The following is a 13,245-nucleotide window of genomic DNA, read 5'->3' as shown; positions in this document are numbered from 1 at the left end:
CAGTTCAAAAGGAGCGCGCGGCGACGGCGATCATCCGCCAGTCCACAGCCGAGCAGTGCCGGCGTGGAACTCCGTGAGGTCCCCCGTCTCACCGGCACGCACCGCTCGCCGTCCGACGACGAGCATGTAGACCAGAAACGCCGCGAGCGCCGCGGTTCCGATTCCGATCTTGAGGGCCCACGGCCACGCCTGCGCCGTCACGAATCCCTCGATGACCCCCGCCACGGCGAGCGCGAACACGAGTCCGATCGCAACTGTCGCCAGGGCCCGCCCCTGCGACGCGAGCGCTTCCCCCCGGGTGCGCGGGCCAGGCGCCACCCACGACCAGAACAGGTGAAGCCCTGCCGCGACGGCGACGAAGACGCAGGTGAGCTCCAGTTGGCCGTGCGGAAGGATAAAGAGGAAAAACGTGTCGATGCGGTCGAAGGCTGCGAGCACGGCGGCTGCTGTCCCGACCGCGACGGCATTTTGTACCAGCACCATGACCGGCCAGATCCCGGTGATCCCGAACAGCACGCTCTGGGCTGCGATCCACGCGTTGTTTGTCCATACCGTGCCCGCGAACACGGCAGCAGGGTTCTCGCTGTAGTAGCCCTCGAACTCGACCTCCGCGTAATACTCGAGTTGCACCTGCGAGCCCAGCGAAGCGATCAGCGCCGGATCGCGGGAGATCCAGGTCGCGACCACCGCGGCGACCACCACGAACAGTCCTGCGACGGCGAGGGTGGTCCATCGCAGCCGGTAGAGCGCTGCCGGCAGCTGCCACACGAAGAAGCGCGGTACCTGCCGCAGCGGGTTCTCACCGCGCCCCGTCAGCCGCCGCCGTGCGCGGGCAAGCAGCAACGACACGTAGTCGCCTTCGGCAGTGCGCCCGGCGGTGGTCTTGATGTCGGCGAGATCCGCGGACGCGGCCCGATACCGGGTGACCAGTTCATCGATCTCGGCCCCCGAGAGCCTGCGGGAGCGGGCGAGCTGGTCCAGCCGCGCCCACTCGGCGCGTCGCGCGTCAGTCAGGGCATCGAGATCCATTTGCTTTACTGTACCCATGCCCCCCGAGCACCTGACGACGGTCGAGATCCGGCAGGACGAAGTGCTCACCGGCGAGGCTGTCGCGCTCGACATCCAGCCGTTGAGCTTCTTCCAGCGGGCCCTCGGGTGCCTGATCGACGTGATAGCCGCTGTGGTGCTTCTCATTGCGCTGGCCGTTGTCGCGAACTGGCTGCTGGGCGGCGCCTTTCTGGATGCCGCAGCGGCGCCCATCCTCGGAATCACGACAGTGGTCGTCGTTCTCGTGCTCGTTCCGGCGCTCGTCGAAACGCTCACTGGCGGGTCAAGCCTCGGGCGATGGGCGGTGGGCGGCCGCATCGTCCGCGTCGATGGCGGCGCGGCGGGTTTCCGTCACGCGTTCATCCGCGCTTTCATCGGGGTCCTGGAGATCTGGCTGACCGCGGGAGCGGTGGCGGCGATCGTCGGCGCGTTCACACCACGAACGCAGCGCCTGGGCGATCTGGTCGCCGGCACGTACTGCGAGCGATCGCGTGCCCCGAAGCTCCAGCCGCGCCCCGCCGAGTTGCCTCCGACTCTCGCGAGTTGGGCAGCCGTTGCTGACGTCGGGCGCATGCCCGATCGGTTGGCGCGGCGGGTTTCGCAGTTCGCCCACCAGGCCGCCTACCTCGACCCGGCCGCGCGGGCACGGGTCGCCGCCGCCCTGGCGACAGAGGTCACCCCCTACGTCTCGCCCGTCCCGCCTGTGGACCCCGAGACAATGCTGCGCGGTGTGGTCGCCCTGCGGCGGGCGCGCGAAGGGCGAGCTCTTGCTCTGCAGAACGAGCGCCTCGCGACCCTGACCGCCGGGGATGCCGACACGACGACAATCCGGACGGTGCGTCAGTAGCGGTAGTGCTCGAGCTTGTACGGTCCCTCGACCGGAACGCCGATGTAGGCCGCCTGGTCGCCGGAGAGCTGCGTCAGCTGTACGCCGAGCGCGGGAAGGTGCAGGCGCGCGACCTTCTCGTCGAGCGCCTTCGGGAGGGTTGCAACGCCGAGCGGGTAGTTCTCGCGCTTGGTCCACAGCTCGATCTGCGCGAGAACCTGGTTGGTGAACGAGGCACTCATGACAAAAGAGGGGTGCCCCGTCGCGTTCCCGAGGTTCATGAGGCGTCCTTCGCTGAGCACCAGGACGCTTCGGCCGGTGGGAAGTCTCCACTCGTGAACCTGGGGCTTGATCTCGACGCGTTCGGTACCAGCGAGGCTTTCCAACCCCGCCATGTCGATCTCGTTGTCGAAGTGTCCGACGTTGGCGACGATCGCGAGGTGCTTCATTGCGAGCAGGTGGTCCACGGTGACGACGTTGCGGTTACCCGTTCCCGTGATGAGGATGTCGACCTGACCGATGACATCCTCGAGCCGGGCGACCTGGAACCCGTCCATGGCGGCCTGGAGCGCGCAGATCGGGTCGATCTCGCTCACGATGACGCGAGCGCCCTGGCCGCGCAGGGCCTCAGCGGCTCCCTTGCCGACATCCCCGTACCCGGCGACGAACGCGACCTTCCCTCCGATGAGCGCATCGGTTGCGCGGTTGAGACCATCGGGCAGGGAGTGGCGGATGCCGTACTTGTTGTCGAACTTGGACTTGGTGACCGAGTCGTTCACGTTGATCGCGGGGAAGAGCAACTCGCCGTCGCGTGCCAGCTCGTAGAGCCGGTGGACGCCTGTTGTGGTCTCTTCGGTCACGCCGACGAGCTCTTGGCTCATCCGCGTGAAGCGCTCGGGGTCCCGCGCAAGGGAGCGCCGCAGCACGTCGAGGACCACCCGATACTCCGCGGAGTCGCCCGGAGCGGCATCCGGCACGGCCCCCGCCTTCTCGAACGCGACGCCCTTGTGGACGAGGAGGGTGGCGTCGCCGCCGTCGTCGAGGATGAGGTTCGGGCCGTCGAAGCCCTCGGCCGACCAGTCGAAGATGCGGTCGGTGCAGTCCCAGTACTCGGCGAGCGTCTCACCCTTCCACGCGAACACCGGAACACCCTGCGGCGCGTCGACGGTTCCGGTCGGGCCGACCACGACGGCAGCCGCGGCTTCGTTCTGGGTGGAGAAGATGTTGCAGCTGGCCCACCGCACTTGAGCGCCGAGAGCAACGAGAGTCTCGATCAGAACCGCGGTCTGCACCGTCATATGCAGAGAGCCGGCGATCCGCGCACCGCGCAGCGGCTGCCGGGGACCGAACTCCTCGCGCAGAGCCATCAGGCCCGGCATCTCGTTCTCGGCGAGGCGGATCTGGTGGCGTCCGGCATCGGCGAGCGCGAGGTCAGCGACGGTGTAATCGAGCGCGGCGATCGTAGAAGTCGACATGAGCGGTATTCTCCCACGCCGCCGGCCGCCGGAGCTGCGCCGCGTCAGGCCCGCAGGGTTTCGTGGCGCACAACCACCCAGCCTCGCGGCATGGCGAGCCGCTCGGTGTGGATGCTGCACAGATCGTGCGCATGGACCACCGCCTCGGGGCCCAGCGGGCCGAGAACCGCCATCTGGTCGCCGTAATCGTAGGTGAGCGTGGCGACGGCCTCCCGTGCGCACGCGATCTTGGAGCACAACCGTTCACGCATCACCGTCACGGTACCCGCGAGCCAGTGCTGACGACCCCCGCCACGCGGGACAGATGACAGCCTGGTGACGATCGGGCGCAGCGTCGATGCATCGCGGGGGCGATCTAGGATGGGCGCATGGCCTGGCGACGCTCCCGCTCAGCCCCGGCGAGATCCCGGCGCCCGGCGCGTCATGGGCGCCACGGGCGCGTAGGACGGAGCCCCGTCGTTCGTCCGCCGCTCCCACCCCTGGATACCCGCATCGACCGGTTCGATCTCACCGTCGGCACCGCGGCGGAGTTCCTTCGCTCGGCGTGGGAGGAGCTTCGCGACGTCAGCTTCGAAATCGGCGACATGCCCCCCGCAACGGATGCCGACGGCATCCCCCGGTGGGCGGTACTGACCGACCAAAAGCGCATCATCCTGTACCGGGTGCCGCTGGAGCGCCTGTCGCACCTGCACCGCAACGATGATCTGCATCGCCGGATGATGATCGAGGGGGCAGTGTTCCGAGCTGCGGCGCAGTACCTCGGCAAGGATCCGTGGGATCTCGGCCCCGACCGCTTCCGCTACTTCTGAGGATTGCTCAGGGGTAGACGACGATCGGTTCCTGGCCCACGGTGGAGGGGAACACCGGGAAGGCGCCGAGAGCACCGGCACCGACGTAGCCGACGCTCGCGCGCACGGGTCCCCCGCTGGTGAGCTCGTAGGATGCCGCGGCCCGCAGCGGCACCTGGACGCTCGCTCCCGCGGGCACGGTCACCGGGACGGGGTCAGACCCGGGTTCCGCAAGCTCGACAGCCACATCCGCGGCGCCGAGGTTGGCGATGGTCAGGACCGGCCCGGGCCCGCTCGGTACGGCGATCACGGCGGCTGACTCGATATCCGGGGACGGCTGGTACCACGCGAAGTCAGATGCCGCACCGAAGCCGGTCGTCTGCCACACCGCTGCCGCGACCGGCGTCGAGGCAACCACATCCACCGTGTACGACCCCACCGGCAGGCTGGGCATCTCGACGGCGGCCGGGATGCCAGCGCGCAGCTGGACGTTCACCGGATCGATGGCAGGGACTGCAGCACCGACAGCTCGCACCGAGATCGTCGCCTCGGTGTCGGCATCGGGCGAAAGGACCCGCACGATGGTCCCGGCAAGCCCCGTGCCGGTGCCGAGAGCTCCCTCGGTGACCGTGACCCCGACGACAGTTTGGCGCGTTGCGAGCTCGCCGAGCGCTCCGGCTTGATCGACCCCGCCCGGCTCGAGGACCCGCGTGATACTCGACTGCAGGGACGCCGCGACCGGCGCGCCGGTGGCTTGCACGTGCACGACGGGGCTCTCTTCACCGAGGGCGAGGCCTGCGAGCGGGATGATGCGTTGCGCGCCGGGTCGCACGACGATGTCTCCGCCACCGGGCGGGACCTCGGCTCCGCCCGCTCCATAGACAGTGAGGGTGACAGTCGCAGCAACCTCGCCCGGGTTCGAGAGCACGATAAGGTCGGCGGCGCCTGTCGTGCCGGCTCCGGCCACGAGCCACGAGTCCAGCAGCGGCAGGCGGCACGACGCCGCGCTGTATCCCGCGAGGTCGGGGTCGGCGACTGTCGCGGATCCGGCGGCGGCGAAGGGCTCCGAGCCCGGTGCTGATCGAAGCACGAGGGGTGAGGTGCCCGTGGCATCCGAGACCAACTCGCTGCGATCAAGGGCGTTCTCGCCCGCCGTCGTGACCGCTTGGGGCGCTGCAACACTGATCGAGCCAGCGGCTTCGGAGTCTCGCGCTGACGCGAGGAGGTCGCCGGCGCACACGAGGGTCTGCCCGGCCGACGGTGGCGAGACAGCCACTGACGCCGGTTCCGGCGCGATCGTGGGGACCTCGATCTGCGGCACCAGCGCAACCGCGGCAATGGCGCCAGCTCCCGCGAGAACACCGAAGACGGGTCGGAGCCAGCGTGAGGCCGTGACTGTCATGTTGCCTCCTCACCCGTCGGCTCGCTCGGCAGGGCCTGGGCCTCCTGCGCGCCATCTTCGAGGCGTCGGGCCTTTCCGGCATCCGCTGCTCGCTCGGCGGCAGTCAGGCCCACGATGCGCGGATGTTGCCGGGCGCGGGCGCGGCTCCTCCCCGTCGGTGCCGCGAGCAGCAGGGCGATCACGATGACGGCGATCTGGAGGATCTCGAGTGCGATCCCCCCCGCCGGGCTCGCGGCGCTTGGCCGGGCGCCGATGTCGGAGGTGACACGCCACAGATCGCCCCGTTCGGTGGCCCCGACGGGATCGAGATCATCGCGCTGATCGAGTGCGGTGGCGGACTCGCGCCGGAGCACGTCGGCTGCCGGCGCGTCGGCGCCAGGAGCGAGCAGCACGAAGGCGATCCCCTGGTCGCCCAGCGCAGCAACGGCGTCTGGCGAGGTCGAGCTCACGAGGGCGGCGGCAGTCGCAGCGAGCTGAGCTGACGCGTCATCCACGGCAGTCCGGGTCTCGAGCACAGTGCTATGTGCCCCGATGGTCTCGCTGCCACCCCAGACCACGCGTGCGGCGAGGCTGCCGTCGGCTTCAGCCGTCAGCACGATCGTCCCCGTCGCGGTGTCGCCACCGCTGTCGGCTTCGACATACGCCGGTAGCGTGCTGGTCGGACCATTCGTGAGTGCCGTGGCGCCCCGCGCCGACGCGGTCAGCGCCGGAGCTGCCAGGATCACCAGAGCCACGATGCAGACCACCGCAGCGGATGCCGAGACGGCTCCGGCTCGCCGGCGGAACCGAGCCATCTCGGCCCGACCGAGTTGATCGAGTGTCAGGGTTGCGCCGCCCACGATGCCCCACCAGGCAAGGCTCAGCCCCGCGCCCGGCCACAGTCCGAGAGCGTTCGCGCCGTCGAAGCGCACCGCGATGTGGGTTGCAGCGACGGCTGTTGCGACGCCGAGCACGATCAGGGCGAGATGAGCGAGACCGACCGGCCATCGTGGCGTCGCAGCAGCGGATGCCGCAAGCAGCGCGATCGGCACCAGCAGGACCGCCGGCACCCACAGCGGCACGGTGGAGAAGAGCTCTGCCCACCCCGCACCGCTTGAGGCGGGAAACCCGAGAGACACCCACAGACGAGTGCCTGCGCTGGTCGCCTCGGCCAGTGAGCGGATCGGAGCGCCGGGGTCGGCGAGCAGACCCCACGGCGTTCCCGCATGCACCTGCGTCCATGCCACGGGGCCGAACAGCACGATTGTGGGAACGGGAATCCACAGCATCCGTGCGACACTCGCCCCGGAACGGCGCACGGCCGCCGCGATGAGCCCGGCGATCAGGACCACGGCCAGCGCGGGAGCGAGCGAGGGAGCCGCGGCGATCACCCCAGCTGCCAGTAGCGAGGCCGTTGCTGCCGGGACCCATGATCGGTGTGAGACGGACCCAGCGAAAACCAGCCAGGGCAGCAGCAGATGCACGATCACACCGGTCGGGACGCCCTGAGTGAGGGCGACCAGGAACGTCGGCGCCAGCGCCCAGCCCACACCGGCAGTGATGCGCAGGACCGGGCGGTCGGTGATCCGCGTCGCCGCGAACCACCCGCCGAGGGCAGCCAAGGGCAGCGCAGCCAACCACAGCAGCACGAGAGCCCGACTCGGCGCGAACGGCCAGAGGGAGCCGATCACCGCGACGACCGCCGAGAACGGGTCGGCGGGTCCCGACACGTTCCACCCCATCGGTCGAAGTCCGTAGGCCGCGTCAGCCCAGAGCCCGGCGACGGTGTCGCGCAGCGGCTGAAGCGCACCGCCACCGAGCGCTGGCCACGCCAGCAAGGCGGGGAACGCGGCGAGTGACACGACGGCCATAGCAAGTATGAGCCACGCGCCGCCCCCACCGAAGAAGTGAAGCTCCGCGCGGGGAAGAGAATCCGGCGCGGGCTCCGCGGGTTCGACCGCTCGCTCTCGGGCGAGCGCCGTCGAGACTCGAAGAGGGGCGATCCGCGACCAGGGCACGGTGCGGTGACGACGCAGGTGGCGCCTGCCCCGCGCGACCGCAGCAAGGCGCACCATCGCCAGAATCGTGGCTGTCCACTCCCCTGCGATCCGGCCCGGATCCTTCATCACCAGCTGTGCGATCGTGCGGCCGAGGGCAACAAACGGCAGCGACAACCAGATCGGAACGAGCAAGAGGGTGTGGGCAGAGGTCAGACGCCGGTGCAACTGGGCAGCGCGGCGCCGAGCGATGATCATGCGCCGCCGGCGGCCGGTGTCGGCGAATGGGAGTCCCGCCGCACCATCACCCGAAACGGCGACGCGAGTCGTCGGGACCAGCGCAACCCGCCCTCCCATGAGGCGTGCGGCCACAGCGAGGTCAAGGCCTTCGTCCGCGTCGCGGAGGGCCGGGTCGATCCCGCGCAGCGCACGGAAGACGGACGCACGCACCAGCACGGCACGGATGTCTGAACCGAGCACATCAGTGATGCCATCGCGCTGACCCTGATCGAGGTCGCCGGCTGCCAGCTCCACGGAAGAGCCGGCGCGGGTCATGCTCACGCCGAGCGACACGATCCGTTCGGGACGGTCATCACGCACCAGCTTCGGCGCAACGAACGCGAGCGTCGGCGAGAGCTCGAGCTGCCCGGCGAGGCGGGCCAGCGCCTCGGGTTCCGGAGCGGTGTCTTGCGCGAGTAACCACAGCAGGTCGGCATCCATACCCGTGCCGCTTCGAGGATCCGGCTCGAGGGCCGCACTGGCCACCGCTGCCGCGAACCGCGTCCGCCGCCCGAGACGGATGACGCGCACGCCCCGCCCATCGGCGGTGGGATCGGGAAGGTTTCCTGGCTCGAGGGCGTCCTCAACTGCCGGGTCGGTTCCGCACACCACCAAGGTCACGGCATCCGGACGGCGAGAGCCCGCCGCCACGGACGCGAAGGTGCGACGAAGGTGGTACGCCGCGGACGTGCGACCGTCGGGACGCACGACGACGATCGCGTGAACAGTGCCGGGCATGACGCCGTCAGCCTATGGTTGCGTCCCCCGACGCAGGCGCCTTGGGCCCGGCGTTTCCGGCTGAGGGCTCACGCGAGCGCTGAAACCCCCGCAGCCAGTCAGCTTGCCCGGCGCTTGAGCTTACGACGTTCACGCTCGCTCAGACCGCCCCAGATCCCGAATCGCTCGTCGTTCTGGAGCGCGTATTCCAGGCATTCGCCGCGGACATCGCACGAGCTGCAGATGCGCTTCGCGTCTCGCGTCGAGCCGCCCTTCTCGGGGAAGAACGCCTCGGGATCGGTCTGCGCGCACAGCGCGTCGGTCTGCCAGGCGAGAGCGTTCTCGTCTTCCGGGTCGACACGACGTACGCCTGGCACGCCAAGATGTACCGGGTCGACGAACCAGTTGTCCGGCACACCCGAGCGGTACTGCGAAGCCGACATGTCGTTCTCCCCACCTCAAGAACTCCCCCACGCGGTCAGCGTGTTGCAGTAATTACACCGGTGTAGTTCGCTGCGGTCAAGTCGCAGATCGTAAACCCTCAATCGCCGCCTTAACCTTCTTGGCGGAATTCGCGGCGTGTCGCGGGCGGAACTACTGTCCAGGTTCGGCGATGAATGCCTCGCCGGATCCCGAGATCGAGACCGATCCCTCGTTCGGGGTGATGAGGGCCGCCGACCCGGGGCGGAGTGTGAGGCGGTCTTGGGTATCCGCACCCGTGATCTCGACCTCACCGGAGGTCGCGACGGCGATCGCGATGCCGTTCATGCGAACCTCGACAGCTGCGCTCGGATCCGCCGTCACCTGCGTCAGAACGAAATCGGGGACGCCTCCTGTGAACGTGCGGGCAGTGCCCGCGGCGGGATCGAGCACGGGCGCGGGTCCCGGTCGCGGGTCGAGGATCGCCGTGAGTTCGGCCACATCGATGTGCTTCGGCGTCAGTCCCCCGCGCAGCACGTTGTCGCTGGCTGCCATGATCTCCACGCCCAGCCCTTCGATGTACGCGTGCAGGACACCCGCCGGGACGAACACGCCCTGACCGCGGCGCAGGATGACAAGGTTCAGAAGCATGGCAACGACGATGCCGGGGTCGCCCGGATAGTGGCTCTGCAGGTGGCGCACCAGCTCCAGCTCATCCCCGAACTCGTCGGATGCCGCATCCGTCGCCGCGGCGATGATCTCACTCACCTGCGCACCTGCTGCCGGCGAGAGAATCCAGATCAGTGCTGCCGCGAGCGCGTCTGCGTCATCCGGGTGGGAGTCGAGAACGGCCCGCAGCGGTGCTGTCGCTTCCCCGACGGCGTCGAGGAGCCGCCGCGTGGCGGCGAGCTCGCGCAAGCCGGCCAGCGCGAGGAACCTGTCGCTGAGGGCCACGATGATCTCGGGCTTGTGGTTGGCGTCTCGATAGGTCCGCGTCGCAGCGTCGCGAGGGGTCCCTGCGGCTTCCTCGCGCGCGAACCCTTCCTCGGCCTGCGCCTTCGACGGGTGGGCCTGAATCGACAGCGGCGAACCAGCCGCGAGGATCTTCAGCAGGTACGGCAGGCGCTCCGGAGTACCCTCGGGCGCGTCCGCGGAGGCGAGCCATTCACCGAGAGTCCGACCGTCCGGCACACGGGCTGGGTGGCCGGGATGGTCCCCGAACCACACTTCAGCCTCGGGCGCACCGGTCGGAGTCCGCCCCTCCAGCTCGGCGATCAGAGTGGTGGACCCCCAGGCGTAGTCGCGGGGCGTGTTCGTGAGCGGAACCAGCACGCGACCAGCGTACCGACGCGAGCGCCAGCATCCTGGCCAGTGGCCCCCGCATCGGGCAGACGCTGAGCGCTACCCTGAGAGCACCATGGCCAGCTTCAGCCGTCATCCAGCTTCGGCGCCGCCGGTCGCTCCAGAGCGGGAGCGCACCCGGCATCTTCTGCTGCGCGGATGGATGGTCTTCAGCCTCTTCTTCGCGTTCACCGCTCCGGGCTGGGTGCTCGGATTCGGCGTGCCCCTCACGGCGATCGTCGGCGGCGTGATCGTCGCCGGTTCGGCGATCATGGTCGCGGTCATCCGCCCACCGTTCCAATGGCGACGGCTCCCCTGGATTGCGGGAACGTTGATCCTGTGGGCCGGGCTGTCCATCGCGTGGTCGGGCTGGCGCGAGACATCCGCGCTCACGTGGCTGCTGCTGGTTGCCACGACCTTCCAGGGAGTCGCCATCGCGAGCGTGCTCACCTGGCGCGAGATCGTTCGCGCGATCGGGGCCGCCCTCGGATGGGTGATCGGTCTCTCTCTTGTCGCCGAGGTGCTGGTGGCGTGGCTCGTCGGCGGCACCCTGTACGCGGGGTTCGAGACGGATGCCGCGGCCGGCGGCGCCGAGTGGATCAGCGGCGGTATCTTCGCCGGCGCGCGCATCGACGGCGTCATCGGGAACCCGAACCTCCTCGGCATGATCGCTCTGCTCGCGGTCATCGTGTTCGCGATCGAATTCGCCGCGCGAGAGTCGCGCCGGATCATGCTCGGCGTGTGGATCGGACTCTCTGCCCTGACGCTCGTGCTCGCGGCATCCGTGACCGCGTGGATCGCCGCCGCCGGGGTCGCGCTCGTGCTGGCGACCGTGCTGCTGATGCGGACCGCTCGAAAGCCCGGCGAGCGCACGCGCTACTACGTCGGCTATGCCGTCATCGGCGCTGCTGGCGCGCTCGCACTCTGGGGGTGGCGGGTTCCCGTGTTCACCGCGCTCGACCGCACGGCTGACCTTCTCGACCGCGAAACGATCTGGACCGCTGTCCTCGAACGCGCGGGCGATCACCTCGCCTTCGGCGGCGGCTTCGCCACGCCCTGGCTGCCGTGGGATCCCGCGTTCCAGGACTGGATCGTGCTCGACGGCAGGCAGGTCACGCAGGCGCACAGCGTGTGGGTCGACATCCTGTTTCAACTCGGCGTCGTCGGCGTCTTCCTGCTCGGTTTCGCCTACCTGGCGTTCGTGTGGCGTTCGTGGTTCTTCGCCGTCGACCGGCCGCGCTGGGATCTGCGGGCCGACCGGCCGTATTCGGCGCTGACCCTGCTGCCGACGCTCACCGCCGCGGTACTCCTCGTCCAGGGTCTTGCCGAAACCGCGCCCCTCATGGGCTGGGGGTGGATGCTCATGATCCTGCTCGGGTCCAAGATCAAGCAGTCCCCGCACATCGGCGAGGGGCCTGCCGAACAGCGCCTCGCGATCGAACGCGGGGAGCTGCTGCGGGCCAACTGACTTCGGCCGCGGATGGCTCTGCATTCGGGGCGAAGGCTCGGGAGTCTGTGACCGATCTGTGATGTCGGCGAGCTAGCGTGGGCAGCGATGACGGCTTTCGGCGCCTCTACGGCCACTCTTCCTGTCGTCGCCCCCTCCACCACGATTCCGCTGCGCCGCGCCCCGCACTTGTGGGCCGGCGTGGTCTTCTTCATCGCCTTCACGGCACCCGGATGGGCGGCGGCGTTCGGCGCACCCGCAGCCGCTGGCGCAGGCGTCATCGCGTGCGCGGGGGTAGCTGTTCTCGCCGCACGCATGATCCGTGCCCCGCAGTGGCGGGCCCTGCCGTGGACCGCTCTCGCCTTCACGGGATGGGCAGCCGCCAGCATTGCCTGGTCGCGGTGGCCCGAGACCACCGCCTTGACCTGGACGCTGCTCGGAGCAACGACGCTCGTCGCTATCGCGCTTGCAGCGATGCTGGCCTGGCGCCAGCTCGTCTCGGCACTCGCCTGGGCGTTGGCCGCCGTTATGGCGCTATCGGTGCTCTTCGAGGCGTGGGCCGCGCTCATCGTCGGCGGCCCCGTCGGGATCGAGTTCGTCGCGGTGGACGCGAACACCGAACGCAGCGATATTTGGACGAACGCCCAACTGTTCACGGGCGGCCGCCTCGACGGAATCGTGGGCAACGCCAACCTGCTTGCCATGCTGGCTCTGCTCGCGGTGGTCGTGCTCAGCATCCACCTGGCTATCGAAAGACGCCACCGGGGCCTGTTCGGGGTCACGCTGGCCGTCTCGGCGTACCTGTTGGTCCGCACCGAATCGGCAACCGCGTTCATCGCGACAATCGCGCTGGCGGTCGCGCTTGTCATTCTGCTGGCCGCACGCATGGCGCGCACGGCAGCGGGCCGACTGCGCGTTTACCTCGCGGCGGCGACCGTCGGGGCCTTCGCTGCTGGCCTCGCATGGGTGCTGCGGCGCAGCATCCTGTCGTTCCTCGGCCGCGACGGAGACCTCACCGACCGCACCGAAATCTGGGATCTCGTGTTTTCCCGCGGGGCGGCTCAGCCGGTCGTCGGCAACGGCTTCGCTACCCCGTGGATCCCCTGGGATCCGGCGTTTTCGGACTGGATCGTCATGCCTCGGGGCCTGCATATTATCCAGGCCCATAGCGTGTGGGTCGACGTGTGGTTTCAGCTCGGCGTGGTCGGCGTGGTAGTACTTGCCGCCCTCTATGCGCTCTTCGTATGGCGCACGTGGGTGTTCGCGGTGCGCCACCACCGCTGGCAGCGCCGTGACGACCGCGTTACCGCCACGGTTTCGCTCCTCCCCGTCGCGGTCGGGGTGATCGTCGTCATCCAGGGAATTACCGAGTCCAGCCCGCTCCTGCTGTGGGGGTGGATGCTGACAGTGCTGTTCCTGGCGAAGCTGCAGCCGCGGGATCGCGCGCGCCGCACGGAAAGCCTCAAGGACGGGAAGGTAGGCTACGGTCTCGGCCTCGATCAGCCACCCTTCGTCTGACCGGAGACT

At 69.3% G+C, this 13,245-nt stretch carries 11 protein-coding genes; 4 read left to right on the top strand and 7 right to left on the bottom strand.

Features of this window, described 5'->3' with window-relative positions:
• Window positions 1-30: 30 nt before the first annotated feature.
• Window positions 31-1,029: a stage II sporulation protein M gene (locus B4F19_RS04545; RefSeq protein WP_228177576.1), complete on the bottom strand. Its 999-nt coding sequence runs from the start codon at window positions 1,027-1,029 to the stop codon at window positions 31-33.
• Window positions 1,030-1,045: 16 nt separating this feature from the next.
• Here B4F19_RS04545 and B4F19_RS04540 point away from each other — a divergent pair, with 16 nt between their 5' ends.
• Window positions 1,046-1,894, top strand: a complete 849-nt coding sequence (locus B4F19_RS04540) for an RDD family protein (RefSeq protein WP_292733034.1) — start codon at window positions 1,046-1,048, stop codon at window positions 1,892-1,894.
• Here the strand turns inward: B4F19_RS04540 and ahcY are convergent.
• Both ahcY and B4F19_RS04530 read right to left on the bottom strand, forming a co-directional pair.
• Entirely contained in the window at window positions 1,888-3,348 is a 1,461-nt protein-coding gene (gene ahcY / locus B4F19_RS04535) for an adenosylhomocysteinase (protein ID WP_292733032.1), read from the bottom strand. The two genes, B4F19_RS04540 and ahcY, sit on opposite strands and share 7 nt — an antisense overlap.
• 44 nt (window positions 3,349-3,392) lie before the next feature.
• On the bottom strand, window positions 3,393-3,599 hold the full coding sequence (locus tag B4F19_RS04530) for a DUF3499 family protein (protein ID WP_292711755.1): 207 nt from the start codon (window positions 3,597-3,599) through the stop codon (window positions 3,393-3,395).
• Between the two features lie 117 nt (window positions 3,600-3,716).
• Here B4F19_RS04530 and B4F19_RS04525 point away from each other — a divergent pair, with 117 nt between their 5' ends.
• Window positions 3,717-4,157: a metallopeptidase family protein gene (locus B4F19_RS04525; protein ID WP_228177573.1), complete on the top strand. Its 441-nt coding sequence runs from the start codon at window positions 3,717-3,719 to the stop codon at window positions 4,155-4,157.
• Between the two features lie 7 nt (window positions 4,158-4,164).
• Here the strand turns inward: B4F19_RS04525 and B4F19_RS04520 are convergent, their stop codons facing one another.
• The 4 genes from B4F19_RS04520 to manA all read right to left on the bottom strand — a co-directional run bounded on the left by B4F19_RS04520 (window position 4,165) and on the right by manA (window position 10,262).
• On the bottom strand, window positions 4,165-5,538 hold the full coding sequence (locus tag B4F19_RS04520; RefSeq protein ID WP_228177572.1) for a DUF5719 family protein: 1,374 nt from the start codon (window positions 5,536-5,538) through the stop codon (window positions 4,165-4,167).
• Window positions 5,535-8,531: a glycosyl transferase gene (locus B4F19_RS04515; protein ID WP_292733030.1), complete on the bottom strand. Its 2,997-nt coding sequence runs from the start codon at window positions 8,529-8,531 to the stop codon at window positions 5,535-5,537. Before B4F19_RS04515 ends, B4F19_RS04520 begins: the two co-directional genes overlap by 4 nt.
• A gap of 98 nt (window positions 8,532-8,629) precedes the next feature.
• Window positions 8,630-8,953: a WhiB family transcriptional regulator gene (locus tag B4F19_RS04510; RefSeq protein WP_228177570.1), complete on the bottom strand. Its 324-nt coding sequence runs from the start codon at window positions 8,951-8,953 to the stop codon at window positions 8,630-8,632.
• 151 nt (window positions 8,954-9,104) lie between these two features.
• On the bottom strand, window positions 9,105-10,262 hold the full coding sequence (gene manA, locus B4F19_RS04505) for a mannose-6-phosphate isomerase, class I (protein ID WP_292726537.1): 1,158 nt from the start codon (window positions 10,260-10,262) through the stop codon (window positions 9,105-9,107).
• 85 nt (window positions 10,263-10,347) lie between these two features.
• On the opposite strand from manA, the gene B4F19_RS04500 reads away from it, so the two are divergent.
• Entirely contained in the window at window positions 10,348-11,739 is a 1,392-nt protein-coding gene (locus B4F19_RS04500; RefSeq protein ID WP_292726539.1) for an O-antigen ligase family protein, read from the top strand.
• 87 nt (window positions 11,740-11,826) lie between these two features.
• Window positions 11,827-13,236, top strand: a complete 1,410-nt coding sequence (locus tag B4F19_RS04495) for an O-antigen ligase family protein (protein ID WP_292733028.1) — start codon at window positions 11,827-11,829, stop codon at window positions 13,234-13,236.
• Window positions 13,237-13,245: the final 9 nt, after the last annotated feature.

Source organism: Microbacterium sp. UBA1097, assembly GCF_002313585.1.
GTDB lineage: Bacteria > Actinomycetota > Actinomycetes > Actinomycetales > Microbacteriaceae > Microbacterium.
The sequence above is the reverse complement of the archived record's forward strand: the minus strand, read 5'-3'. Positions and strand labels throughout refer to the sequence as shown.

Coding starts and splice junctions, on each gene's coding strand:
- B4F19_RS04545 (WP_228177576.1), bottom strand. CDS start 1,029: ATGGATCTCGATGCCCTGACTGACGCGCGACGCGCCGAGTGGGCGCGG.
- B4F19_RS04500 (WP_292726539.1), top strand. CDS start 10,348: ATGGCCAGCTTCAGCCGTCATCCAGCTTCGGCGCCGCCGGTCGCTCCA.
- ahcY (WP_292733032.1), bottom strand. CDS start 3,348: ATGTCGACTTCTACGATCGCCGCGCTCGATTACACCGTCGCTGACCTC.
- B4F19_RS04525 (WP_228177573.1), top strand. CDS start 3,717: ATGGCCTGGCGACGCTCCCGCTCAGCCCCGGCGAGATCCCGGCGCCCG.
- B4F19_RS04495 (WP_292733028.1), top strand. CDS start 11,827: ATGACGGCTTTCGGCGCCTCTACGGCCACTCTTCCTGTCGTCGCCCCC.
- B4F19_RS04540 (WP_292733034.1), top strand. CDS start 1,046: ATGCCCCCCGAGCACCTGACGACGGTCGAGATCCGGCAGGACGAAGTG.
- B4F19_RS04510 (WP_228177570.1), bottom strand. CDS start 8,953: ATGTCGGCTTCGCAGTACCGCTCGGGTGTGCCGGACAACTGGTTCGTC.
- B4F19_RS04530 (WP_292711755.1), bottom strand. CDS start 3,599: ATGCGTGAACGGTTGTGCTCCAAGATCGCGTGCGCACGGGAGGCCGTC.
- B4F19_RS04520 (WP_228177572.1), bottom strand. CDS start 5,538: ATGACAGTCACGGCCTCACGCTGGCTCCGACCCGTCTTCGGTGTTCTC.
- B4F19_RS04515 (WP_292733030.1), bottom strand. CDS start 8,531: ATGCCCGGCACTGTTCACGCGATCGTCGTCGTGCGTCCCGACGGTCGC.